This window comes from Streptomyces sp. NPDC014764, from assembly GCF_043082785.1.
Lineage (GTDB): Bacteria > Actinomycetota > Actinomycetes > Streptomycetales > Streptomycetaceae > Streptomyces > Streptomyces althioticus.
On record NZ_JBIBXY010000013.1, the window covers coordinates 96,977 to 120,184 of the forward strand.

Sequence of the window (23,208 nt, forward strand, 5' to 3'; positions counted from 1 at the left end):
GCCGGCTGAACGGGGTCAGCGCTCCAGGCGGCCGTTGAAGCGGCGGGGCAGCCCGAGCGGGTTGTCGTCCTTCAGCTCCGGCGGCAGCAGCGCCTCGGGGGCGCCCTGGTAGACGACGGGCCGCAGCCAGCGCTCGATCGCCGTGCCGCCCACGGAGGTGGACGTGGAGGTGGTCGCCGGGTAGGGGCCGCCGTGGTGCTGGGCGGGGGCGACGGCGACGCCGGTCGGCCAGCCGTTCACCAGGACGCGTCCCGCCAACGGCGTCAGCTCCCGCAGCAGTTCGGCGCCGCGGCCCTGTCCGGCCGCCTCCTCGGAGGACACGTGCACGGTCGCGGTGAGGTTGCCGGGGAGCCGGGACAGCACCGCACGCACCTCCGCCTCGTCCGTGTAGCGGGCCACCACGGTGACCGGTCCGAAGCACTCCTCCAGCAGCAGGTCGTAGGCGCCCTCGCGGCTCAGCCGCTCCGCCGGGACGGTGAGGAAGCCGGCGCTGACCGTGTGCTCGCCGCCCGCCCCCGCGGTCACCGGGGTCTCCACGTCGGGGAGTTGGGCGCGCTCGGCGACCCCCGCGAGGAAGTTGTCGCGCATGCGGTGGTCGAGGAGGACACCGGGGTCGGTGTCGCTGACCGCGTCCGTGAGCGACTTCAGCAAGGCGTCGCCGGCCGCGGAGGCCGGGGCGAGGACCAGGCCCGGCTTCACGCAGAACTGGCCGACGCCCAGCGTCATCGAGCCGGCCAGCCCCGCGCCGATCGCCTCGCCGCGCTCGGCGGCGGCGGCCTCGGTGACCAGGACCGGGTTGAGCGAGCCGAGTTCGCCGTGGAACGGGATGGGCACGGGCCGGGCGGCGGCCTCGTCGAAGAGGGCGCGGCCGCCGCGGACCGAGCCGGTGAAGCCGGCGGCCGCGACCATCGGGTGCCGGATCAGCTCGATCCCGGCCTCGAAGCCGTGCACCAGGCCGAGTACGCCGTCGGGCACCCGATGCTTGGCGGCGGCCCGGCGGATCACCTTGGCGACCAGCTCCGACAGGGCGGGGTGGTCGGGGTGCGCCTTGACGACGACGGGGCAGCCGGCCGCGAGCGCGCTCGCGGTGTCGCCGCCGGCCACGGAGAAGGCGAACGGGAAGTTGGACGCCGAGTAGACGGCGACGACGCCCAGCGGGATCTTGTAGCGGCGCAGGTCCGGGATCGGCGGGGTGGCGGTGTCGTCGGGGTGGTCGACGACGACGTCGAGGAAGGCGCCCTCCTCCACGATGCCGGCGAAGGCGCGCAGCTGGTAGCAGGTGCGGGCGAGTTCGCCGGTGAGGCGGACCGGGCCGAGCGCGGTCTCGGCGTCGGCGGCCTCGACGAGCCGGTCGCGGGCGGCTTCCAGTTCGTCGGCGGCGGAGCGCAGGAACGCGGCGCGGACGGTGCGGTCGGTCAGCGCCTCGCGCGCCTCGTCGGCGGCCCGGACGGCGGCGTCCACCTCCTGGGCTGTGGCCTCCACCGCAACCTGTTCACGCTGCTTCCCGGTTCGGGGGTCGACACTCCAGACTGGTGCTGCTGCCACCGCGGGTCCCTCCACTTGAATGCCGCATGCAATGCCGCAGTATGTACGTCACCCCCAGCAGGTGTTCGATATACTGAACACTGTCTCTGTGGGTGAATGTGCTTCGGAGACTATTTCCCGGCGAACGAAGGGGTCAAGGGCGATGTCGGCTGGCGAGACTGGCGGCGGGGCGCAGGTCAAGTCCGCGGTACGGACCGTTGAACTGCTCGAATACTTCGCCGGACGCCCCGGGATGCACTCCCTGGCGGCGGTCCAGGAGGCCGTCGGGTACCCCAAGTCCAGCCTGTACATGCTGCTGCGCACGCTGGTCGATCTCGGCTGGGTGGAGACGGACGCGACGGGCACCCGCTACGGGATCGGCGTGCGGGCGCTGCTGGTCGGCACCTCCTACATCGACGGCGACGAGGTCGTCGCGGCGGCCCGGCCCACGCTGGACCGGCTCTCCGACGACACCACCGAGACGATCCACCTGGCGCGTCTCGACGGCACCAACGTCGTCTACCTGGCCACCCGCCAGTCCCAGCACTACCTGCGCCCCTTCACCCGCGTCGGGCGCCGGCTGCCCGCGCACTCGACCTCGCTGGGCAAGGCGCTGCTGAGCACCTACACGGACGAGCAGGTCCGCAAGATGCTCCCCGAGACGCTGCCCGCGCTCACCGAGAACACCATCACCGACCGGGAGAAGCTCATCGAGGAGCTGCACCAGGTGCGGGAGCAGGGCTTCGCGGTGGACCGCGAGGAGAACACCCTGGGGCTGCGCTGCTTCGGCGTGGCGATCCCCTACCGCACGCCCGCCCGGGACGCCATCAGCTGCTCGGTCCCGGTGGCCCGGCTCACCCCCGCCCACGAACAGATGGTGAAGGACGCCCTGTTCGACGCCCGCGACCGGCTGACCCTGGCCACCCGGAGGCTCTGACCCGTGGACATCGCCCTGCGCCCGGTGCACGACAGCGACCTGCCCGTCTTCTTCCGGCAGACGAACGACCCGGAGTCGGTGCGGATGGCCGCCTTCACCCCCGAGGACCCGGCCGACCGTGACCGCTTCGAGGCGAAGTGGGCGCACATCCGCAGCTCCCCGGAGATCGTGGCGCGCACGGTGCTCGTGGACGGCGACGTGGTGGGCTCCGTGTCCGTCTTCGGTGAGGCGGGCGAGCGCGAGGTGACGTACTGGATCGACCGCGCCTACTGGGGCAAGGGCATCGCCACGGCCGCGTTGCGCGCCCTGCTCGCGGAGGTGACCGAGCGCCCGCTGTACGCGCGCGTGGCCGCCGACAACGCGGGCTCGCTGCGGGTGCTGCGCACGTGCGGCTTCCAGGTCACCGGGGAGGCGAGGGCGTACGCGCCGGGCAGGGGCGAGGAGACGGACGAGCTGGTGCTGGCCCTGGAGGGCTGAGCCGGACCTCCCCCGGGCGGCGGAGGCGGATCGTCGTCCCGCAGGACGTGAGGACGGGTGTCCGCGCGGGAGCGTGGACGCATGCCGCAGACACCGACCGCGTCCGTTCCCACCCGCACCCGCAGACTGCTGCGTGCCGTCGCCGTGGCGGCCTGCCTGCCCTACCTCGGTCTCAAGACCGCCTGGGTGGCCGGGAGTCAGCTCGGCATCCCGGCCGGCAGCCCGCTGCTGGACCACCGTGTCGCCCTGGCCGTCGCCAACGCGCTGACGATCCTGATGGACGGCGCGGTGATCATGCTGGTGCTGCTGCTGACCCGGCCGTGGGGCCGCGCGGTGCCCGCCTGGCTGCTCACGGCGCCGATGTGGGTGGCGACGGGTCTGCTGGCGCCGGTGATGGCCGGCTATCCCCTCCAGCTGCTGCTGGACGTCCTCGGCGGAGGCGGCGGCGGGGGTGACGGCGAACCCTTCCTGGACGGCTGGGTGTTCGCCGTCGTGTACGGCGGTTTCATCGTGCAGGGCCTCGCCCTGGGCGCCCTGTTCGCCCTGTACGCCAGGGACCGCTGGGGGCACCTGTGGCGCGGCCGTACCGGAGACCGGCGCGCGGGTGCCGCGGGGCGGGCCGGGCAGCGGGCCCTGGTGGCCGCGGCCTCGGTGCTGGTCCTGTTCCCGCTGACGCTGCGGGTGGTGTGGGCCTGCGGCGGCACCGTCGGGCTCACCGCGGACGCCGTCGCGGACCGGGGCGGCGACGCCCGGGTGCTGGACGGCTTGTACGTCGCCTTCCTGCTGGCCGCGGTCGCCGGGGCGTGGGCGCTCGTCCGCCGGCGGGCTCCCGGGCCTTCGGTGCGGGTGCCGTTGGCCGCCGCGCTCGTCGGGTCCGCCGCCGTGGCCTGCTGGGGCGGCTGGATGACGGCGGCCGCCCTGCTCGCGCCGGGAGATGCCGCCGACCGCCCGACGGCCCTGACGCTGCTGACCTACGCTGGCCAGATGACCGTCGGGCTGCTCGTCACCGCCGTCTGCGTCCGCTTCCTCGCGGCGCGGCCCGCCCGGCTCCCGGCGGCATGACGGCCCTGCTGCGGCCGCTGGTCGGGCGGCAGGCCCGGCTGCGCTGGGTCCATCTGGTCCTGGGCGGCGCGCTCGCCATGCCGTACGTCCTGGTCGGCACCGTGGTCGTCGGCTCCGTGGCCGGTTCGGAGGACGCCCGGGTCTTCACCTCCCTCACGCTTCAGCTCGCCTCGTTCGTCGTGGGGCTGCCCCTCGCCGTCGTCACCTCGCTGTTCCCTCTGACCCGGCCGCTGGAGGGGGCGGCGGCGCGCTGGCTGTGCGGGGTACCGGCGGAGCGGCTCGCCGAAGGGCCCGCCCGCGGCCGGGCCGCCAAGGCCCGTACGGCGCTGTGGTTCGCGCTGCACCTGACGTTCGGCGCGGTCGTCGCCGGGATGTCGCTGGCGCTGCCGCCGTTCGCGGCCGTGCTGATCGTCCTGCCGTTCGTCCCGGCCTGGCGGGATTCCCGGCTGGGGCTGCCGGAGATCCTCGACCACGCGTGGGCCCCGGCGCTCGCCCCGGTCGCGGGCGTGGCGGCGCTGCTGGCGCTCGCGGCCTGCGCGGCGGGGGCGGGCGCGCTGCTCGCCCGCTGGGCGCCCGCGCTCCTGGGTCCGGCCCCCGACGAGCGGCTCGCCGCGGCCGAGACACGGGCCGCCGACCTCGCCCTGCGCAACCGGCTGGCGCGCGAACTGCACGACTCGGTGGGGCACGCGCTGAGCGCGGTGACCCTGCAGGCGAGCGCCGCCCGCCGGGTCCTGGGCAGCGACCCGGAGTTCGTGCGTGAGGCGCTGGCAGCGATCGAGGAGACCACCCGGCGCACGGTCGGCGAACTCGACACGGTGCTGGGCGTGCTGCGCGACGGCGACGCCTCCGGCACGGCCCCGGCCCCCACGCTCGCCGCCGACCTGGACGGACTGCTGCGCCGCACCCGGGCCGCCGGGCAGCCGGTGGCGGCGACGGTGGACGCGCCGCTGGAAGACGTCCCGCCGGTGCTGTCCCGCGAGGCGTACCGCATCGTGCAGGAGGGTCTGACCAACGCGCTGCGGCACGCCGGCGCCGGGGTCACGGTGACCGTGCACGTCGACCTGCGCGACGGGTGTCTGGAGATCGTCGTCGACAACCCTCTCGTGGCTCCCGCCCCCACCCGCGACGGCGGCGGACACGGGCTGGACGGCATCCGGGCCCGGTCCCGGCTGCTGGGCGGCACGGCGCGGGCGGGCCCGGTGGACGGGGTCTGGCGTCTGCGCGTACTGCTGCCCGTCCCCCCGTCCGCCTGCCCCTGACGAGGAACCCTCATGACCGTCCCCGCCCCGGTCCGTGTCGTCGTCGCCGACGACGAGCGCATGGTCCGCACCGCCCTGCGGGCCATCCTGTCCGCCGAGCCGGACATCGAGGTGGTCGGCGAGGCCGCCACGGGGGCGGAGGCGGTGGCGGTGGTGCGGGAGCTGGGACCGGACGTGGTGCTGATGGACGTGCGGATGCCGGAGACCGACGGCATCCGCGCCACCGAGCGGATCCTCGCAGGCCCGGGCGGACCTCCCCGGATCGTCGTCGTCACCACCTTCGAGAACGACGCGTACGTGTACGACGCCCTGCGGGCGGGCGCCGCGGGGTTCCTGCTGAAGCGGGCGGAGGCCGACGCGCTGGTCGGGGCGGTGCGGCTGGTGGCGCGCAGCGACACGCTGCTGTTCCCGGAGGCGGTGCGGGCCCTGGCCGCCGAGCACGCACGGGCCCGCCCCGCGCCGCCCGCGTGGGTGGGGCGGCTGACCGGGCGCGAGCGGGAGGTGCTGCGGCACATGGCGGGCGGGCTGACCAACGCGGAGATCGCCGGGCGGCTGGGCGTGGGTGCCGCGACCGTGAAGACGCACGTGGCGTCGGTGCTGGCCAAGACGGGCGCCCGGGACCGTACGCAGGCCGTGGTCGCCGCCTACGAGGCGGGCTTCCTGGGCGGCGGGTGAGCGGGGTCACGCCGCAGGGGCGGCTGTATGAACAGCCGATGAGAATCCGGCCGGGCGGGAACGTCCCGCCCTCTCCCGCTCGTCTGTCCCCACGCGATGAACAGGACGATCAGGCGTGCCTCCGTCTTCACCCTGCTCCTGGTGTTCGCCCTGCTGGTGCGGGCGACCTGGGTGCAGTTCTACGAGGGCCGGGCACTGGCGGACGACAACGACAACCGGCGCAACGCGATCGAGACGTACGCGGAGCCGCTGGGGAACATCGTCGTGGGCGGTGAGCACATCACCGGCTCGGCGCGGACGAAGGGGAGCGACCTCGCGTACAAGCGCACCTACACGGACGGTCCGCTGTACGCGGCGGTGACCGGCTACGCCTCACAGGCCTACGCGCCGACCCAGCTCGAGGGCATCTACGCGGATGTCCTCAACGGCACCGACCCCCGTCTCAAGACGGTGACGGACACGGTCACCGACGGACGGGCCGCCCCGGGGAACGTGGTGACGACCGTCGACCCGGCCGTGCAGAAGGCGGCCTACAAGGCGCTCGGCGACAAGAAGGGCGCCGCGGTCGCCGTCGACCCGGAGACCGGCCGGATCCTCGCCGCCGTGTCGACCCCGTCGTACGACCCGGCCTCGCTGACCGACGCCAACACCGCCGGCGAGGCATGGAAGCGGCTGAACGACGACCCGGACAAGCCGCTGACCAACCGGGCACTGCGCCAGCCGCTGCCGCCCGGCTCGACGTTCAAGCTGGTGGTGGCGGCCGCCGCGCTGGAGGACGGGCTGTACTCCTCGGTGGACGAGCGGACCGACAGCCCCGATCCCTACCCGCTTCCGGACTCGTCGAAGAACCTCACCAACGAGAACCCGTCCGCGCCCTGCGAGGACGCGTCGATCCGGGTGGCGCTCCAGTACTCCTGCAACAACGTCTTCGGCAAGATGGCCGTCGACCTCGGGCAGGACAAGGTGCGGGACATGGCGGAGAAGTTCGGCTTCAACGACGAGAAGCAGGACGTCCCGGTGCGCGCCTACACCAGTGTGTACCCCTCGGACATGGACCGGCCCCAGACGGCGCTGAGCGGTATCGGGCAGTTCGACGTGACGGCGACTCCGCTGCAGATCGCGATGGTGTCGGCGGCCCTCGCGAACGACGGCGAGCTGGTGTCGCCGCACATGGTGTCCCGGGTGACCGACAGCGGCGGCGACGTGCTGGAGGACCACGACGAGGACGCCTCGACGCGGCGGATCGTCAGCTCCTCGACCGCCGAGCAGCTGCGGTCGGCGATGCAGACGGTGGTGGACGAGGGCACGGGCACCAACGCGCAGCTGTCCGGCGCCACCGTGGGCGGCAAGACCGGCACGGCCCAGCACGGCGAGAACAACAGCAAGACGCCGTACGCCTGGTTCACCTCGTACGCCGAGTCCGACTCGAACGGCAAGAAGGTCGCCGTGGCGGTGCTGGTGGAACAGTCGGACGCGCAGCGCTCGGAGGTCAGCGGCAACGGGCTGGCCGCCCCGATCGCGCGGGAGACGATGAGGGCCGCGCTCCGGGACTGACCTCGCGGTGCACACGCGTGCGGGGCCGCCCCCGGGGCTCAAGGGGGCGGCCCCGCCGTGGTGTGCGACGGTCAGACGCCGAGCAGCTGCTCGATCGGGTCGATCGCGAAGTACACCAGGAACAGCGCGGAGGTGCCCCACAGCAGCCAGTGGACCTCCTTGGCGCGGCCCAGCACCGTCTTGATGAGGACGTAGGCGAGGAAGCCGGCGCCGATGCCGTTGGTGATGGAGTAGGTGAACGGCATCACGACGATGGTGAGGAACGCCGGGATGGCGATGTCGTAGCGGTCCCACTCGATGTGCTTGACCTGCGTCATCATCAGGAAGCCGACGGCGACCAGGGCGGGGGCGGCGGCCTGGAGCGGGACGATGGTGAGCAGCGGGGTGAGGAACAGCGCGAGCCCGAACAGCGAGCCGGTGACCAGGTTGGCGAACCCGGTGCGGGCGCCCTCGCCGACGCCGGCCGCCGACTCGATGTAGGAGGTCGCCGAGGAGGCGGAGGCGGCGCCGCCCGCGACGGCCGCGGCTCCGTCGATCAGCAGCACCTTGCCGAGGCCGGGCACCTTGCCGTCCTCGTCCAGCAGGCCGGCCTCGGCGCTGACCCCGACGACGGTGCCCATGGTGTCGAAGAAGTCGGACAGGATCAGGGTGAACACCAGCAGCACGACGGTGACCACGCCGACCTGGCCGAACGCGCCGAACAGGCTGAACTGGCCGAGGAGCCCGAAGTCGGGGGCGTCCACGATCTTGTCGGGCCACTCGGGCGTGGTGAGGCCCCACGTCTCGACGTCGGCGACCGCGTTGACGACCAGGGCGACGACGGTCATGGTGACGATGCTGACGAGGATCGCGCCGCGCACCTTGCGGGCGAGCAGGCCGACGGTGAGGAGAACGCCGACGCAGAACACCAGCATCGGCCAGCCGGCGAGGGTGCCGGTGCTGCCGAGCTGGACCGGCACGGTGGTGTTCGCGGCGTCCGGGATGCGCGTGACGAAGCCGGCGTCGACGAAGCCGATCAGGGCGATGAACAGGCCGATGCCGACGCTGATGGCCTGCTTGAGCTGCTGCGGGATGGCGTGCATGACGGCCTCGCGCAGCCCGGTCACCACCAGGACGCAGATGAGCAGGCCCTCCAGCACGATCAGGCCCATCGCGTCGTCCCAGCTCATCAGCGGGGCTAGCTGGAAGGCGACGACCGCGTTGAGGCCCAGTCCGGCGGCCAGGGCGAGCGGGAGGTTTCCGCCGACACCCATGATGATCGTCATCACGGCGGCCACCAGGGCGGTGGCGGTGGTGAGCTGCACCGGGTCGAGCTGCTCACCGAACTTGTCCTTCGCGCCGCCCAGGATGAGCGGGTTGAGCACGAGGATGTAGGCCATCGTGAAGAAGGTGGCGAAGCCGCCGCGTATCTCCCGGCCGAACGTCGAGCCCCGTTCGGTGATCCGGAAGAACCGGTCGACGCCTGTCGCTCCGGACGGCCCGGTGCCCTGCCGTTCGGCCGTCTTGTATGCCTCGGACATGCAACTGCTCCTCGATGAGCGGGAGATGATGATCTGTTGAACGCTGGCTGGATTGTGCCCGTGCCGCACGTCGTTCCGGTGTTCTTCGTGTGACGGATTGGCATACCGGCGGGCCGGACACCGTCCGGCCCCTCGCACGGGCTGTCAGGCCCGGAGCACGGAGTCCAGCCAGGCGTACGTCTCGTCCTGCATCGGGGAGTCGAAGGTGTGCCCGCGTTCGGGCCGGACCCTCAGCCGCAGCCGCTCCTCGGCGTCCCAGGCCCGCCAGACCGTGCGCAGCCTGTCGAACGCGGCCCGCACGCCGTCGGCGGGGAAGTGGGGGTCGCGTCCGCCCTGGAGGAACAGCATCGGCTTGGGCGCGGCGATGCCCGCCACGTCGGGAAGGTCGAGGTGGCGGGCGAGTCCGGGGTGCAGCATGTGGAACGCCGACTGGCCGCGCAGGGTGTTGTTGCCCGGCACCAGCAGCTGCTTCAGCCCGGACATCCAGCAGACGCTCGCGGCGGCGGTGACGTGGTCGCTCGACGCGGCGGCCTGCCAGGCGCGGTAGCCGCCCATGGACCAGCCGGCGGCGGCGACCCGGCGGGCGTCCACCCGGTCGAGGCCGGCGAGGAAGGCGGCGGCGCGCTGGTCCTCGCGGGCGTGCAGTCCGGCGAGTGAGGAGCCCAGCTGGTAGAGGGCGCTCGCGAGTGCCTGCTGCTCCTCGTACACGAGCGGGCCGCGTTCGCCCCAGCCGAGGGCGTCGAAGCACAGCACGACGTACCCGCGGCGGGCTAGTTCGTCGCCGGGGAAACGCCCGTCGAGGTGACGCGCGGCCCACTCCTCGGCGGAGGCGAGCCGGGTCTCGTCGTACCAGGGGCGGACGCACTTCTCCTTGCCTATGTCGAAGCGTGAGCCGTGGTCGTGAAGCAGCAGCACGGCGGGGAAGGGTCCGGCGCCGTGCGGGGTGAGCAGGACGCCGCGGGCCCGGGTGCGGCGGGTGAGCGTGACGGTCACCGACTCCCGCGTGTACGCGTCTGCTTCGGGGCCGGTGAGGTAGGAGGGGTCGTAGGGCAGGGCGGGTTCGGCGGGGACGAGCAGCGCGTCCTCCACCGCGGCCCGGGCCGTCCGGCGCCAGCGCGCGGGGTCCCGGACGGGCGAGGTCCCCCAGGCGAGCGGGAACGTCAGGTCGCCCTTGAGCGCGTCGAGCAGGCCGGGCGGTCCGGGCAGGGAGGTCATGCCTGGGGCCGCCAGTCTCCGAGCCAGGCCCGGCGGGTGTGCGTGGCGGCCTGGGCGGGGGTGAGCTGGGGCCGGTTGGCGGGGACGGTGATCACCGCGCCGGGACCGGTGTTGCGGTACTCGGCGAACCGCTGGTCCTGCCAGGGATACCCGCTCGCCATGTCCGTGTAGGGCGCGACGGCGTCGATGCCGGGGCCGAGGCGGCTGTCGCGGACGGTGAGCATGGGCCGGGCGGTCGGGTCGGAGCTGGGCACCCAGGGGCGGGCCAGCTTGTAGGAGCCGTCCGGCGCCTCGCTGCTGATGCGGCTGCCGGTCACCAGGAAGCCGTGCGGGTTGGTCACGGCGGTGGAGGGCGCGAAGACGAAGCCGAACGGGGCGGACGCCAGGTCGGGGCGGACGAGGGTGCGGAAGTCGCAGTCCTCGAACACCGCCGTGGCCCGGCCGAAGACGAAGTCGACGTCGCCCTCGGCGTGACAGCGCGCGAAGTACTGGCGGGCCACGGTGTCCAGGGACGCCGAGTCGGCGTAGAGGGTGTCCTGGTGGCCGAGGAACCGGCAGTCGAAGAAGGCGCTGCGGTCGCCCATGACCTTGACGGCGACGGCCTGGGTACCGCTGACGCCGGGGTGGTCGGCGCGCAGCCAGTCGTTGGCGAAGGTGACACGGCGGGCGGTGAAGCCGTCGGGGCGCAGGGTGGTGGTGGCCGAGCCCGAGGTGCCGTAGGTGCCGCCGCCGGGCTTGGGCGTGCCGGCCGCGTTGTCGTACACGACGACCACGTCACGCGGGTCGTCGGAGGCGCCGGTCCAGGTCATGCCGGTGCGGTCGGCGGGGACGGAGACGGTCTCGCGGTAGACGCCGGGGGCGATGACGAGGGTGCGTCCGGTGCCGGTGGCGGCGTCGACGGCGGCCTGGAGGCCGGTGAAGTCGCCCGCGCCGCGCGGGTGGACGTACAGGGTGGTGGGGGTGAGCCGCGCGGACGGCGAGCCGTGCCGGCCGAAGGGACGGCCCGGACGGCGGTGGGCGTGGGCGGGTGCGGCGGACAGGGCGAGGGCGGAGCCGGCCGCGGCGCCGGCCAGCAGGACGTTCCTCCGGGTCAGGTGCGAGGGCATGCGGGTGCTCCTTGAGGGGACTCGGGGGGTGGGCCGGTGCGGTCCGCAGTGGGGGCGGACCGCACCAGCGGCCTCGGACGGCGCGCGGGTCAGCGGAGGCGGCCCGCACCCGCGCCGAGGGCGACCAGGGCGGGCACGGCCCAGGCGGGGTGCACGGACCTGCGCAGGGTGGGCGTCCAGCCGGCGCCGGAGCGCAGGGTCTCCTCCGGGATCTCCGCGTTGTGCACGGCGATCAGGTCGACCGGCCTGCCGTTGACCAGGTTGTGCCGGGCGGTGAGGGGCGAGTCGTTCCAGCGCTTGAGGACCTTCGCCGGGCTGGTCCCCTGGGGCAGGGTGAACGCGTTGTGCTCGGCGACGAGTTGGGACTCCTTGCCGACGCCGAAGCTGTAGCCGTACCCGGAGCCGGCCACGAAGTGGTTGTTGTAGACGTCGACCTGCCCGAACCGGACGCGTGGGGTGCGCTCGGTGAGGTCCTCGAACAGGTTGTGATGGAAGGTCGCCTTCAGCTTGCCCCGGTCGCCCACTGCGGTCGACTCGCTGTCGCTGTTGCCGATGAGGATCGTCTTGTCGTGCTCGGTGAAGACGTTCCAGGAGGCGGTGACGTGGTTGGCGCCCTTGACGATGTCCAGCTCCCCGTCGTGCTGCTGGTAGAGCATGCCGAAGTGGGTGGGGGCCGCGCTGTCGGGGTGCGCGCCGTCGGTGAACGTGTTGTGGTCCAGCCACACGTGGGTGGAGCCGTGCACGACGACGGTGTCGTACTCGCTGTTCCAGTTTCCGCGGTCGCCGTCGGTGGGGTCCCACTGCGGGAAGCAGTCGACGGGGCTCTCCAGGGTGAGGTTGCGGACGATGACGTTGTCGACGTCCTTGATCTGAAGGCTGGCGCCCTTGATCGCGGCGTCGCGTCCCACGCCGATGATCGTGGTGTCGGAGGGGACGTTCACCTTGATCACCGCGTCCTGGTGCGCGGCGGAGGCGCGGCGCAGTCCCTCGGGGCTGTCGTCGGGCTCGTCGGTGAGGTCCCGCTCCAGTCCCCAGGTCTCGGGGGCGTACTTCTCCAGGTAGGCGTCGAAGTCGTAGCCGGGGACGGCGAGCGCGTCGCAGCCGTCGGCGACGGCGTCGATGGTGCCCTTCACCTTGATGATCCGCGGGGCGTCCCCGCCCTCCGTGAGGGCGGCGGTGAACTGGGCCCAGTCGGTCACGGTACGGACGTGCGCGGCGTCGGCGGCGGCGCCTCCGCTGGTGCCCGAGCCGTGGGACGCCCAGCCGTCGCCCGCGGGCAACGTCTGGCGGGCGGGGTCGCGGTGCGCGGGGGTGTGGGCCTGGGCGGCGGTGCCGGTCAGGGCCAGCACGAGGCCGGTGCAGCCGGCCAGCACACCGACTTTTCTGGCATGCCCATGCCATCCAAGAACGTTGATGGTGCGGCTCTCCTGTTCGTGGTCCGGGGGTGTTACGGGGAAGCGCCCCGCCAGGGGCGCGGGGAACTGCGCGCCCGACCGGGGGCGGCCCGCAGCCGAAGTGCAACGGACCGCCCCCGAGGCCGCAGTCACCCCATCTGCTCGTCCCACTCGGCCTGAGCCTCGTTCAGCTGCCCGGCGAGCCCGTCCAGGAAGGCCTTCGCGCTCATGTCCCCCAGCAGCACCTTCTGGAAGTTCGGCTCGTTGTCCGCCTTCGAGACGGTGTTCCAGTCCGGCAGGTAGTACGGCAGCTGCACGATGGTCGTGGACCCGTCACTCAGCGCGTCGGCCGCCAGCTTCGTCGGCTCCGCCTTCGCGATCCACGCGTCCTTCGCCGCGTCCGCGTGCGCCGGCACCTGTCCCGCCGACTCGTTGAACTTCGAGTTCGACTCCGCCGACGCGGCGAACTCGATGAACTTCCAGGCGGCGTCCTTGTTCTTCGAGCTCTTGAACAGGCCGATGCCGTCGACCGGGTTGGAGACCTGCACCCGCTTGCCGCCGGGGCCGACCGGCTGCGGGATGCCCCGGAACCTCTCCGCGCCCAGCGCCTTCACATGGTCCTGGTAGGAGCCCAGGTTGTGGTTGAGCATCCCGATCTCGCCGGAGTCCCACTGGGCGACCATCTTGGTGAAGTCGTTGTTGAGGTCGGCGGCGGGGGTGACCTTCTTGAACAGGGCCGCGTACTTCTCCAGCGCCTTGACGTTCTTCGGGTCGTTGACCGTGGTCCTCTTGCCGGTGGAGTCCCAGAACGAGGTGATGCCGGACTGCCCGTACATCGCGTCGAGGGCCTGCGCTATGGAGCCGGCGCCGCCGCGGATGGTGTAGCCGAAGCGGTTGCTGCCCTTGTCGGTCAGCTTCTCCGCGGCCGTGAAGAACCGGTCCCAGGTGGTCGGCTCCTCCAGCCCCGCCTTCTCGAACATGTCGGTGCGGTAGTACAGGACGCCGTTGTTGGCGGAGGTCGGCACGGAGTACAGCTGGTCGTCCCCGCCTCCGGCCGCGCGCAGCGACTCGATCATGTCCTTGTTGAGCTTGCCGTTCAGCGACGAGCCCTCCAGCCGCTCGTCCAGCGGCTCGAGCGCGCCCTGGGCGGCGAAGCCCGCGAGCATCGAGGCGCTGATACCGCCCACGTCCGGCATGCCGCCGCCCTGGATGGCGGTGTCCACCTTGGACTGGTACTCGGTGGAGGCGATGCCGACGTACTGGACGTCGATGTCCGGGTTGGCCTTCTCGAAGTCGGCGATGATCTCCTTCCAGATGTCGGTGCGGACACCGCCGTTGTTGTCCCAGAAGACGATCTTCCCCTTGCCGTCGCCCTCGGCGCCCGCGCCGCCGCTGCCGTCGTCCCCGCAGGCGGTGGCGGTCAGCGCGAGGACCGCTCCCAGGGCGACGGCCGCCGACGTCCTGCCGCGACGCCCTCTGCCCGTGCTTCTTCCGAGAATGCTGATCTTCATCGGTCGGCTCTCTTCTCCTGGATACGGATCCTGAACTGCGTGAACGTGGCGGTACCGGCGTGTCCCTGACCGGCGGGCGCCAGGGCGGCCAGGCCGAGCAGAGCACCGACCCAGCGCCAGGGAGTCGCGGCGAAGACCTGACCGGAGGGGCGGAAGCCGCCCTCCCCGACGCCATCTCCGGTGTCTTCTCCGGTGTCTTCTGTGTCTCCTGTGTCGTACAAGAAGCGGCAGCGCGCGCCGACGCCGATGTCGACGCGCAGCCGGGCCCGGCCGCCCGGGGCGGGGCGCGGGGGTGCCGCGTCCCTTTCCGCCTCCGCGGCCGTCTCGGCGAACCGGTGCACGAGCCGCACGGCGCCGTCCGTGCCGCGCTCGAGTCCGATCCAGCTGTAGGCGTCACCGAGGACGGCGAGCCCGGCCCGCGCCCCGGGTTCGCCGTCGTCGAGCCGCAGGTCCACCTCGACGGTGCACGGGGCGCCGGGCAGCCGCTGGGTGAGGACGTTGGGCAGGGCGCGCAGGTCGTGCGCGTCGGGGGTGCGGACGCAGGTGAGCCGCAGCCCGTCGGCCGAGTGGTGGGTGGCCCAGCCGTCACGGGGGTTGGCGGTCCACTGCCACTGGCGGCCGGGCCGTCCGCCGGGGAAGTCGTCGTCGGTGGCGGGCGCGGCGGGCTTCTGCGGCGGAAGGTCCGGACGGCGGTGCCCGGGAACGGGCGCGCCTTCGTCACCGATCACCGGCCAGCCTCCCTCACCGCCCCACCGCATCGGCTGGAGGTGGACGACCCGGCCGTAGGGGCCGCGCTGCTGGAAGTGCAGGAACCAGTCCTCACCGGACGGGGTGCGCACCCAGGCGCCCTGGTGCGGGCCGTTGACGTCGGTGTCCTTCTGCTCCAGGACCACCTTCTCCTCGTACGGGCCGAAGAAGGCGCGGGAGCGGAAGGCGCCCTGCCAGCCGGTCTCCACTCCCCCGGCGGGGGCGAGGATCCAGAACCAGCCGTCGTGCCTGTAGAGCTTGGGCCCTTCGAGGGTGAACCAGCCGGGGAGGCGGTCGCCGTCGACGATCACCTCGCCCTCGTCGAGGAGTTCGGTGCCGTGCGGGTGCATCCGGTGCCCGGTGAGGCGGTTCTTGACGCCGGAGCGGGACCTGGCCCACGCGTGCACGAGGTACGCCTCACCGCTCTCCTCGTCCCACAGCGGGCAGGGGTCGATCAGCCCCTTGCCGGCCTTGACGAGGTGCGGGCGGGTCCACGGGCCGCGGATCCCGGGCGCGTTGACCTGGAAGATCCCCTGGTCGGGATCGCCCCAGAAGATCCAGAAGCGGCCGTCGTGGTGGCGCAGGGACGGCGCCCACACCCCGCAGTCGTGCCGGGGCACCGCGAACGCGCTCTCGGGTTCGAGGCGTTGCAGGGCGTGGCCGACGAGGGTCCAGTTGACGAGGTCCCGGGAGTGCAGCAGGGGCAGTCCGGGGACGCGGCCGAAGCTGGACGCGGTGAGGTAGAAGTCGTCGCCGACGCGGATCACGTCGGGGTCGGACCAGTCGGCGTCGAGGACGGGGTTGCGGTAGACGGGGTCGTCGGGGGCGGCGCTCACGCGGTCACCGCCTTCGTGACCAGGGCGGCGGCCTCCTCGCGGCCGAGCAGGCCGTCGGCGACGACGGTGACGACCCGGCGCTCCACCGTCTCCCCGGGCGGGACGGGCAGCCGCGCGTCGTGCGCGAGGGAGGAGCCGACGCCCGGGTACTCCTCGGCGCGCACGAACCAGGGGTCGCGGCGGGTCGCCTCCGTGGCCGCGGCGAAGACGAGGGTCCACGTCGAGCCGGCCAGGGCGACCCAGTCGGCGGTCCGCCCGTGCGCCGCGTCCGTGCCGTCGGCCGCCGCGGTGAACACGCCGGGCGCCGTGTCCTCCTTGCGGGCCCGCCAGAAGAAGCCCCCGTAGGCGGCGCCGGGACGGCCGTTGGTGGCGGGGCTGCCGACGGACAGCGGGCGGCCCGACACGTTGGTGAGCGCGAACGTGAGGTCGAGGGCCCAGGCGCCGTCGGTGAGAGCGGTCGCGGTGACCGTGCGCTGCTCGCGCAGCAGCTGGCCGGGAGCGGCCATCCAGCGCAGCTCCTCGGTGAAGCCGTCGGCCTCGCGCCGGTGGTAGGCGGTGTGCCGTTGGGCGCCGTGGTTGTCCAGCTCGGTGGGGCCGCGGCCGTGGACGTAGGTGCGTCCGCCCCAGAAGTTGAACCCCTCGACGTCGGGAACGGCGACACCGACGCCGAGGTGGTGTGCGTGGTCGGCGGGGCTCAGCTCGGTGACCGCCGTGCCGGCCAGGGTGGTGACGGGGTGCAGGTAGGGCCGCGGGGAGAGCCGGGCCGGCAGTTCCGGCCGGGTGACGTACCGGCCGACGGGCCGGCCTGCGACGCGCAGCACCACGGAGTCGTTGCCGGTCATCGGGTGCTCACCTCTTTCGGCAGGTGGTGGTGGGCGGGCCGGGCCCAGGGGGCGCCCAGCTCGGAGTAGAGGGACAGGCGCTCCGCGGCAGCCGCCACCAGGGCGTCCACGCCGGGCACCACCCGGCGGTCCTCGCCGGGGACGCGGCGCCAGGCGTCGTCGGGCAGCGGATACGGGTCGGGGGCGGTGCGGATCGCCTCGACGACCTGCATGAAGGCGCCGGTGTCGTCGGGCGTGACCAGCAGCGGGCTGCCGGCACGGAGGTGGGCGACGAGGTTCTCCAGCAGGTCGGTGCGGCCGAAGCGGAGTTCCTCGGGGCCGTGGTCCGCGCGCTGGAGCAGGACGCGGTCCTGCTTGTACCAGAAGGTGATCCGGCCGCTGGTGCCGTGCACCACCACGTACGGCTCGTCCGCCCGTTCCGCGCACAGCGTGGCGGCGACGGTGACCGAGCCGCCCTGGGCGGTGGTGACGCGGACGCAGGAGGTGTCGTCGGACTCGATGGCGTTGGCCCGCAGCAGCTCGGTCTCGATGCCGGCGACGTCCTCGGCGCGGGTGCTCCCGGCGAGCGCCAGGGCGGTGGCCACGGCGTGTGCGAGGGGGTTGGTGAGCGCCCCGTCGACGACGTCGACCCCGTCGAGGCGCCGGCGGCCCGACCAGGGCGCGCGGCGGAAGTACGCCTCGGGGCGCACCCAGGCGCCGGCCCCGCCGACACCGGTCACCCGGCCTACGGCGCCCTCGGCGATCAGGTCGCGGATCGCGGGCACGGCGTGCGAGCCGAGCGACTGGAAGCCGATCTGGCAGGACACCCCGGCCGCGGCGACCCCGTCCGCCATCCGCCGGAACTCGGCGTACGAGGGCGCCGGGGGCTTCTCCAGAAGCAGGTGCGCGCCCCGTTCGGCGGCGGTGAGCGCGAGCGCGGTGTGGGTGGGGATGGGGGTGCAGATCACCGCGGCACGGGCGCCGGTGGAGTCGAGGAGCGCCCCGAAGTCGTCGGACTGTTCCGGGAGTTCGCCGCCGAACTCGTCCTCGGTGAGCGGGGTGAGCTCGCAGACGCCCACGAGGCGGACCAGGCCCTTCGCCTGGAGGCGGCGGATGTTCTCCACGTGCCACCGGCCGTGTCCGCGCGCGCCGGCCAGGACGACCGGGAGCGGGGCGCCGAGGGCGGCGGGCGAGGCGGTCATCCCTTCACCGCCCCCGCGCTGAAGCCGGTGATCAGCCACTTCTGGATGAAGGCGAACACGATCACCACGGGGACGGCCGCGATGATGCCGCCCGCGGCGAGCGCGCCGAGGTCGACGCTGTCCGCGCTCATCAGCGTGTTGAGGCCGACCGGGATCGTCTGCTTCTCCTGGTTGTTGAGGAACATCAGGGCGAACAGGAAGTGGTTCCAGGAGTGGACGAAGGCGAAGGAGCCGACGGCGATCAGGCCGGGCCGCAGCAGCGGCAGGACGACCACCCGGAACGCCCGGAACCGGTCGCAGCCGTCGACCCAGGCGGCCTCCTCCAGCGAGTACGGCACGTTCTTGATGAAGTTGCTGAGCAGGATCATCGACAGCGGCAGCTGGAACACCGTCTCGGCGATGATGACGCTGCCCAGGGAGTTGATCATCCGCAGCTCGGCGAAGATCTCGAACAGCGGGACCAGCAGCAGCGCGCCGGGCACGAACTGCGAGCAGAGCAGCGCCAGCATGAACCCGCGCTTGATCCGGAAGTCGAAGCGGGCGAGCGCGTAGCCGCCGGCCAGGGCCACCAGGGTGGTCATGAACAGGGTGGCGACGCCGACGAGGACGCTGTTCTGGAAGAAGGTGCCGAAGCCGCGGTCCGTCCACACCTTCTCGAAGTGGGCGGTGGTCATCGGCCAGGGCACGAGCGAGGTGGAGCCGGCCGGGCGCAGCGCGAACAGCAGGATCCAGTAGAAGGGGATGAGGGTGAAGACGAGGTAGATGCCGAGCGGCAGGTAGATCTGCCAGCGGGGCGCCTCGTCCCAGGCCCGGCGCCGCGTCGTGGGCCGGGGCGGCTCGGGGACGGCCGGCGCGAGGGAGGGGGCGGCCGGAGTGGCCTCCTTGGTGATCACTTCTCGCCTCCGAACTTGCTCAGCCGCAGGTAGACCATCGAGCAGAAGAGCAGGATCACGAACGCCACCGTGGTGAGGGCCGACGCGTAGCCGAAGTCATGGGCGTCGACGGAGGTGTTGGCGATGTACAGCGGCAGCGTGGTGGTCGAACCGGCGGGTCCGCCGCCGGTCAGCGTGTAGAGCAGGTCGACGTTGTTGAACTCCCACACGGCACGCAGCAGCGTGGAGAGGATGATGGCGTCCTTCAGGTGGGGCAGCGTGATGTGCCAGAACTGCTTGAAGCGGCTGGCGCCGTCCACCTCGGCGGCCTCGTACAGGTCCTTGGAGACGGACTGGAGGTCGGCGAGGATGAGGATCGCGAAGAAGGGAACCCCGCGCCACAGGTCGGCGACGACCGCGGCGGGGAACACCGTGGAGGTGTCCGACAGCCAGCTCACGCCGTACTCGCCGATGCCCATGTCCGCGAGGTAACGGGTGATGCCCGTCTGGGAGTTGTAGAGCAGCACCCAGATCGCGGAGGTGAGCACGCCGGAGACGGCCCACGGGGAGAAGACCAGCGCGCGGCCCAGCGCCCGGCCGGCGAAGGTCTGGTTGACGATGAGGGCGAGGGCGAGTCCGAACATCAGCTGCAGGCCGACCTCGACGAAGACCCACTTGGCGCTGAAGACGAGGGTGTCCCGGAAGAGGGGGTCCTCGGTGAAGATGCGGGTGAAGTTGTCGAGTCCCGCGAAGCCGTTCCGCCAGGGCTTGGTGGGGTTGTAGTCCCGCAGGCTGTAGTAGAAGACGCTGAGGACCGGGTACGCGATGAACCCCAGCATGAGCAGGGCGGCCGGCGCGATCAGCAGGTAGGGCAGTCGGCGGGGCGTGGCGGAGGCACGGCGCCGCCTCGGTGGCGCGGGCGGTTTCGCCACGGCTGCGGCTTGGGCCATGACTGTTCTCCGTTTCTCGGTACGTCGTGCTGTGCGGGGTGCCTGGGCGGTGCCGGGGTGCGCGGTGCCTGGGTGGTGCCGGGGTGCGCGCAACGGATAGGAAGCGCTTTCTGCATGGATGTGCGGAGGCCGGGTCCGCCCGGGTGGGCGGGTCAGCCCGCGTACGGGTCCTGGACCGTGCCCGGCCGGGCGAGGAACTCGAAGTCGCAGCCGGTGTCGGCCTGGGTGATCTGGTCGTTGTAGAGCGCGCCGTAGCCGCGCTCGTAACGCGCGGGCGGCGGTGTCCACTCCGCGCGGCGGCGGCGCAGCTCCTCGTCGTCCACGTCGAGGGTGAGGGTGCGGTTCTCGACGTCGAGGGTGATCGGGTCGCCGGTGCGCACCAGCGCGAGCGGCCCGCCGACGTACGACTCGGGGGCGACGTGCAGCACGCAGGCGCCGTAACTCGTCCCGCTCATGCGGGCGTCGGAGATCCGCACCATGTCCCGCACGCCCTGCTTGAGCAGGTGGCCGGGCAGCGGCAGCATCCCGTACTCGGGCATGCCCGGGCCGCCCTTGGGGCCCGCGTTGCGCAGCACCAGCACGCTGTCGGCGGTGATGCCCAGCGCCGGGTCGTCGATGGTCCGCTGCATCTCCTTGTAGTCGTCGAAGACGACGGCGGGACCGGTGTGCTTCAGCAGGTGCGGCTCGGCGGCGATGTGCTTGACGACGGCGCCGTCCGGGCAGAGGTTGCCGCGCAGCACGGCCACCCCGCCCTCGGCCGCGACCGGGTTGTCGCGGGGCCGGATGACGTCGTCGTCGTGCACGCGCGCGCCGGCGAGTTGCTCGCGCAGGGTGTCGTGGCAGGCGGTGGGCCGGTCCAGGTGGAGCAGGTCCGGGATCCGGGAGAGGAACCCGGGCAGCCCGCCGGCGAAGTGGAAGTCCTCCATCAGGTACGTCCGGCCGCCCGGCCGCACGTTGGCGAGCACCGGGACGGTACGGGCGATGCGGTCGAAGTCGTCGAGGGTGAGCTTCACTCCCGCCCGTCCGGCCATGGCGATCAGATGGATCACCGCGTTGGTGGAGCCGCCGAGGCCGAGGACGGTCGTCACGGCGTCCTCGAACGCGTCGGCGGTGAGGATGTCGCCGATCCGGCGGTCCTTCTGGATCAGGTCGACGATCGTCATGCCGGCCTTCGCGGCCATCCGGTCGTGCCCGGAGTCGACGGCCGGGATGCTCGACGCGCCCGGCACGGTGACGCCGAGCGCCTCGGCGGCGGCGGTCAGCGTGGACGCGGTGCCCATGGTCATGCAGTGGCCGGGCGAGCGGGCCAGGCCGCTCTCCAGTTCCTGCATCTCGCAGTCGCCGATGACACCTGCCCGCTTGTCGTCCCAGTACTTCCACATGTCGGTGCCGGAGCCGAGGGTCTCGCCGCGCCAGTGCCCGGGCAGCATCGGCCCGGCGGGCACGAACACGGCGGGCAGACCGGCGCTCGCGGCGCCCATCAGCAGGGCGGGCGTCGACTTGTCGCAACCGCCCATCAGCACGGCCCCGTCGACCGGGTACGAGCGCAGCAGCTCCTCCGTCTCCATGGCCAGGAGGTTGCGGTAGAGCATGGGCGTCGGCTTCTGGAAGGTCTCGCTGAGGGTGGATACCGGGAACTCCAGCGGGAAGCCGCCCGCCTGCCACACGCCCCGCTTCACGGCCTGCGCGCGGTCGCGCAGGTGGACGTGGCAGGGATTGATGTCGGACCAGGTGTTGAGGATCGCCACGACCGGCTTGCCCAGGTGCTCCTCGGGCAGGTAGCCGAGCTGGCGGGTGCGGGCCCGGTGACTGAAGGAGCGCAGTCCGTCGGTGCCGTACCACTGGTGACTGCGGAGCTCTTCGGGGGACTTGCGGGGATTCATACGGACCACCCCGCGGCTATGGCGGCGACCTCGGCGCGCTCGCTCTCGGGCAGCGGCCTGCTGGGCGGGCGGACCTCCCGGCGGCACAGCCCGAGGGAGGCGAGGGCCTCCTTGACCACGGTGACGTTGTCGGCGGAGCCGTTGGCGGCGCGCAGTTCCTCGAAGCGGCGGATCTGCTCCCACACCTTCATGGCGGTCGCGTAGTCGCCGGAGCGCAGCGCCTCCAGCATGGTCAGCGACACCGACGGGGCGACGTTGACCAGGCCCGAGGTGAAACCGGTCGCCCCGGCGGAGAAGTAGGAGGGGGCGTACGGCTCGGCGAGCCCCGCCACCCACACGAAGCGTTCCAGTCCCGCGTCCCGGGCGAACGCGGCGAACCGGGCCGCGTCCGGCACCGCGTACTTCACGCCGATCACGTTCGGGCAGGCGTCGGCGAGTTCGGCGAGCCGGGCGCCGGCGAGCTGCGCGTTGCGGAGGTAGGGGACGACGCCCAGCTCGGGCACGGCCTCGGCGATGGCCCGGTGGTAGTCGACCCAGCCGCTCTGCGAGACGTACGGGTGGACCGGCTGGTGCACCATCACCATCTGCGCACCGAGGTCGCGGGCGTGCCGCGCGGAGGCGACCGCGGTGGGCACGTCGTGGCCGACGCCGACGAGGACCGCGGCGCGGTCGCCGGCCTCCTCGACGGTCAGTTCGGTGACGAGGCGGCGCTCGGAGGGGGTGAGGGCGTAGAACTCGCCGGTGTTGCCGTTGGGGGTGAGGGTGGTGATGCCGCCGTCGAGGAGGCGGCGCAGCAGCGCCCGGTAGGTGTCCGGGTCGACCGAGCCGTCCTCGGCGAACGGGGTGACGGGGATCGCCACCACGCCGGCCAGGGCCGCACGCCGCGCCTCGGACGACGGGGTCCCGGCGGCCCCGGGTGCGCGCGTCCGGGCTGTGGACGTCGTCGTCATGCCTGACCGTCCTTCCTGGATCCCTCCGGCGCCGTGAACTCCGCCTCGAACCCCGCCTCGGGGAAGGCGCGTCGCACGAAGGACGCGATGTGCGCGTGCAGGGCGCGGGCGGCGCCGTCCGCGTCCCCGGCGAGCGCCAGGTCGAGGATCACGCGGTGCTCGCCGGCCTCCCGCTCCCAGGAGGGGTCTGCGGCCCAGGCGACCGCGGAGACCAGGGCGGCCTGGTCACGGACCTCGTCGAGCATCCGGCCGAGCAGCGGGTTGCCGCAGGGCAGGTAGAGGGCGCGGTGGAACTCGCGGTTGGCGAGGGAGCGTTCGGCGGTGTCGGTGGCCCCGTCGGCGCGGGTCAGCGCCTCGCGGGCGTCGTCCAGGGAGGCGCCGCGGCGCACGGCGCGCTTCAGTGCCTCCGGCTCGAGCAGCAGCCGAACGTCGTACACCTCGCGCGCCATGTCCGCGTCGACCATGCGCACCGTGACGCCCTTGTACTGGCTCATCACCACCAGTCCGGTGCCGGCCAGGGTCTTGAGCGCCTCCCGCACCGGGGTCTTGGACACCCCGAACTGTGCGGCGAGGTCGGTCTCGACCAAGGCCTGGCCGGGGGTGAGCCGGCCGGTGAGGATGCGGCGTTTGATCTCCTCCAGCACGTACTGCGTGCGGGAGGGGATCGGCGTGGGCACAGAGGTCATGCGCGCCTCTCGGATCTCGCGTCGGAT

20 protein-coding genes are annotated in these 23,208 nt (G+C 72.9%); 6 read left to right on the forward strand and 14 right to left on the reverse strand.

The window, feature by feature from the left end:
• Positions 1–15: 15 nt before the first annotated feature.
• A complete protein-coding gene (locus ACF1AG_RS25950; RefSeq protein ID WP_359748005.1) occupies positions 16–1,545 on the reverse strand; it encodes an aldehyde dehydrogenase (NADP(+)) in 1,530 nt (509 codons plus the stop codon).
• A 142-nt stretch (positions 1,546–1,687) separates the two neighbouring features.
• Here ACF1AG_RS25950 and ACF1AG_RS25955 point away from each other — a divergent pair, with 142 nt between their 5' ends.
• From ACF1AG_RS25955 to ACF1AG_RS25980, 6 genes are all read left to right on the forward strand, one after another.
• Positions 1,688–2,461 carry an IclR family transcriptional regulator gene (locus ACF1AG_RS25955; protein WP_004989734.1) on the forward strand — a complete coding sequence of 258 codons (774 nt, stop codon included), beginning with the start codon at positions 1,688–1,690 and terminating at the stop codon, positions 2,459–2,461.
• A gap of 3 nt (positions 2,462–2,464) precedes the next feature.
• Positions 2,465–2,938, forward strand: a complete 474-nt coding sequence (locus ACF1AG_RS25960; RefSeq protein ID WP_359603911.1) for a GNAT family N-acetyltransferase — start codon at positions 2,465–2,467, stop codon at positions 2,936–2,938.
• 81 nt (positions 2,939–3,019) lie between these two features.
• Positions 3,020–4,000 (forward strand): hypothetical protein, encoded by a 981-nt coding sequence (locus ACF1AG_RS25965; protein ID WP_387794796.1) that lies wholly within the window; start codon positions 3,020–3,022, stop codon positions 3,998–4,000.
• Positions 3,997–5,259, forward strand: a complete 1,263-nt coding sequence (locus ACF1AG_RS25970; RefSeq protein WP_387794795.1) for a sensor histidine kinase — start codon at positions 3,997–3,999, stop codon at positions 5,257–5,259. Before ACF1AG_RS25965 ends, ACF1AG_RS25970 begins: the two co-directional genes overlap by 4 nt.
• A 12-nt stretch (positions 5,260–5,271) precedes the next feature.
• Complete coding sequence (locus ACF1AG_RS25975; protein WP_387794794.1) at positions 5,272–5,934, forward strand: response regulator; 663 nt, start codon at positions 5,272–5,274, stop codon at positions 5,932–5,934.
• A gap of 96 nt (positions 5,935–6,030) precedes the next feature.
• The gene (locus tag ACF1AG_RS25980; RefSeq protein WP_359603903.1) at positions 6,031–7,488 is read left to right on the forward strand and encodes a penicillin-binding transpeptidase domain-containing protein; all 1,458 of its coding nucleotides are present in this window, start codon (positions 6,031–6,033) and stop codon (positions 7,486–7,488) included.
• 71 nt (positions 7,489–7,559) lie between these two features.
• Here ACF1AG_RS25980 and ACF1AG_RS25985 read toward each other — a convergent pair whose 3' ends face one another.
• The 13 genes from ACF1AG_RS25985 to ACF1AG_RS26045 all read right to left on the reverse strand — a co-directional run bounded on the left by ACF1AG_RS25985 (position 7,560) and on the right by ACF1AG_RS26045 (position 23,181).
• Positions 7,560–9,008 carry an NCS2 family permease gene (locus ACF1AG_RS25985; RefSeq protein ID WP_387794793.1) on the reverse strand — a complete coding sequence of 483 codons (1,449 nt, stop codon included), beginning with the start codon at positions 9,006–9,008 and terminating at the stop codon, positions 7,560–7,562.
• 144 nt (positions 9,009–9,152) lie between these two features.
• Positions 9,153–10,223 (reverse strand): dienelactone hydrolase family protein, encoded by a 1,071-nt coding sequence (locus ACF1AG_RS25990; protein ID WP_359604031.1) that lies wholly within the window; start codon positions 10,221–10,223, stop codon positions 9,153–9,155.
• Positions 10,220–11,329 (reverse strand): pectinesterase family protein, encoded by a 1,110-nt coding sequence (locus tag ACF1AG_RS25995; protein WP_359604029.1) that lies wholly within the window; start codon positions 11,327–11,329, stop codon positions 10,220–10,222. The genes ACF1AG_RS25990 and ACF1AG_RS25995 overlap by 4 nt, the downstream gene beginning before the upstream one ends.
• 89 nt (positions 11,330–11,418) lie before the next feature.
• Positions 11,419–12,702 (reverse strand): polysaccharide lyase family 1 protein, encoded by a 1,284-nt coding sequence (locus tag ACF1AG_RS26000; RefSeq protein WP_391810485.1) that lies wholly within the window; start codon positions 12,700–12,702, stop codon positions 11,419–11,421.
• Positions 12,703–12,872: 170 nt separating this feature from the next.
• Complete coding sequence (locus ACF1AG_RS26005; RefSeq protein ID WP_359604025.1) at positions 12,873–14,234, reverse strand: sugar ABC transporter substrate-binding protein; 1,362 nt, start codon at positions 14,232–14,234, stop codon at positions 12,873–12,875.
• Positions 14,231–15,817, reverse strand: coding sequence for a family 43 glycosylhydrolase (locus ACF1AG_RS26010; protein ID WP_387794791.1), 1,587 nt, complete (start codon positions 15,815–15,817; stop codon positions 14,231–14,233). Before ACF1AG_RS26010 ends, ACF1AG_RS26005 begins: the two co-directional genes overlap by 4 nt.
• Positions 15,814–16,659, reverse strand: coding sequence for a PmoA family protein (locus ACF1AG_RS26015; RefSeq protein ID WP_359604021.1), 846 nt, complete (start codon positions 16,657–16,659; stop codon positions 15,814–15,816). The genes ACF1AG_RS26010 and ACF1AG_RS26015 overlap by 4 nt, the downstream gene beginning before the upstream one ends.
• Entirely contained in the window at positions 16,656–17,840 is a 1,185-nt protein-coding gene (locus ACF1AG_RS26020) for a Gfo/Idh/MocA family protein (RefSeq protein ID WP_387794790.1), read from the reverse strand. Before ACF1AG_RS26020 ends, ACF1AG_RS26015 begins: the two co-directional genes overlap by 4 nt.
• The gene (locus ACF1AG_RS26025) at positions 17,837–18,733 is read right to left on the reverse strand and encodes a carbohydrate ABC transporter permease (protein ID WP_359604017.1); all 897 of its coding nucleotides are present in this window, start codon (positions 18,731–18,733) and stop codon (positions 17,837–17,839) included. Before ACF1AG_RS26025 ends, ACF1AG_RS26020 begins: the two co-directional genes overlap by 4 nt.
• Entirely contained in the window at positions 18,730–19,662 is a 933-nt protein-coding gene (locus tag ACF1AG_RS26030) for a sugar ABC transporter permease (protein ID WP_359604015.1), read from the reverse strand. Before ACF1AG_RS26030 ends, ACF1AG_RS26025 begins: the two co-directional genes overlap by 4 nt.
• Before the next feature lie 152 nt (positions 19,663–19,814).
• Positions 19,815–21,545: an L-arabinonate dehydratase gene (gene araD / locus ACF1AG_RS26035; protein ID WP_359604013.1), complete on the reverse strand. Its 1,731-nt coding sequence runs from the start codon at positions 21,543–21,545 to the stop codon at positions 19,815–19,817.
• Entirely contained in the window at positions 21,542–22,495 is a 954-nt protein-coding gene (locus ACF1AG_RS26040; protein ID WP_359604012.1) for a dihydrodipicolinate synthase family protein, read from the reverse strand. The genes araD and ACF1AG_RS26040 overlap by 4 nt, the downstream gene beginning before the upstream one ends.
• The gene (locus ACF1AG_RS26045) at positions 22,492–23,181 is read right to left on the reverse strand and encodes a GntR family transcriptional regulator (RefSeq protein ID WP_359604010.1); all 690 of its coding nucleotides are present in this window, start codon (positions 23,179–23,181) and stop codon (positions 22,492–22,494) included. The genes ACF1AG_RS26040 and ACF1AG_RS26045 overlap by 4 nt, the downstream gene beginning before the upstream one ends.
• Between the last annotated feature and the right edge of the window lie 27 nt (positions 23,182–23,208).

What these genes read in the sequence shown, in the direction of transcription:
- ACF1AG_RS25955 (WP_004989734.1), top strand. Translation starts at nt 1,688, where the DNA reads ATGTCGGCTGGCGAGACTGGCGGCGGGGCGCAGGTCAAGTCCGCGGTA.
- ACF1AG_RS25965 (WP_387794796.1), top strand. Translation starts at nt 3,020, where the DNA reads ATGCCGCAGACACCGACCGCGTCCGTTCCCACCCGCACCCGCAGACTG.
- ACF1AG_RS25970 (WP_387794795.1), top strand. Translation starts at nt 3,997, where the DNA reads ATGACGGCCCTGCTGCGGCCGCTGGTCGGGCGGCAGGCCCGGCTGCGC.
- ACF1AG_RS25975 (WP_387794794.1), top strand. Translation starts at nt 5,272, where the DNA reads ATGACCGTCCCCGCCCCGGTCCGTGTCGTCGTCGCCGACGACGAGCGC.
- ACF1AG_RS25980 (WP_359603903.1), top strand. Translation starts at nt 6,031, where the DNA reads ATGAACAGGACGATCAGGCGTGCCTCCGTCTTCACCCTGCTCCTGGTG.
- ACF1AG_RS25985 (WP_387794793.1), bottom strand. Translation starts at nt 9,008, where the DNA reads ATGTCCGAGGCATACAAGACGGCCGAACGGCAGGGCACCGGGCCGTCC.
- ACF1AG_RS25990 (WP_359604031.1), bottom strand. Translation starts at nt 10,223, where the DNA reads ATGACCTCCCTGCCCGGACCGCCCGGCCTGCTCGACGCGCTCAAGGGC.
- ACF1AG_RS25995 (WP_359604029.1), bottom strand. Translation starts at nt 11,329, where the DNA reads ATGCCCTCGCACCTGACCCGGAGGAACGTCCTGCTGGCCGGCGCCGCG.
- ACF1AG_RS26005 (WP_359604025.1), bottom strand. Translation starts at nt 14,234, where the DNA reads ATGAAGATCAGCATTCTCGGAAGAAGCACGGGCAGAGGGCGTCGCGGC.
- ACF1AG_RS26015 (WP_359604021.1), bottom strand. Translation starts at nt 16,659, where the DNA reads ATGACCGGCAACGACTCCGTGGTGCTGCGCGTCGCAGGCCGGCCCGTC.
- ACF1AG_RS26020 (WP_387794790.1), bottom strand. Translation starts at nt 17,840, where the DNA reads ATGACCGCCTCGCCCGCCGCCCTCGGCGCCCCGCTCCCGGTCGTCCTG.
- ACF1AG_RS26030 (WP_359604015.1), bottom strand. Translation starts at nt 19,662, where the DNA reads ATGGCCCAAGCCGCAGCCGTGGCGAAACCGCCCGCGCCACCGAGGCGG.
- araD (WP_359604013.1), bottom strand. Translation starts at nt 21,545, where the DNA reads ATGAATCCCCGCAAGTCCCCCGAAGAGCTCCGCAGTCACCAGTGGTAC.
- ACF1AG_RS26040 (WP_359604012.1), bottom strand. Translation starts at nt 22,495, where the DNA reads ATGACGACGACGTCCACAGCCCGGACGCGCGCACCCGGGGCCGCCGGG.
- ACF1AG_RS26045 (WP_359604010.1), bottom strand. Translation starts at nt 23,181, where the DNA reads ATGACCTCTGTGCCCACGCCGATCCCCTCCCGCACGCAGTACGTGCTG.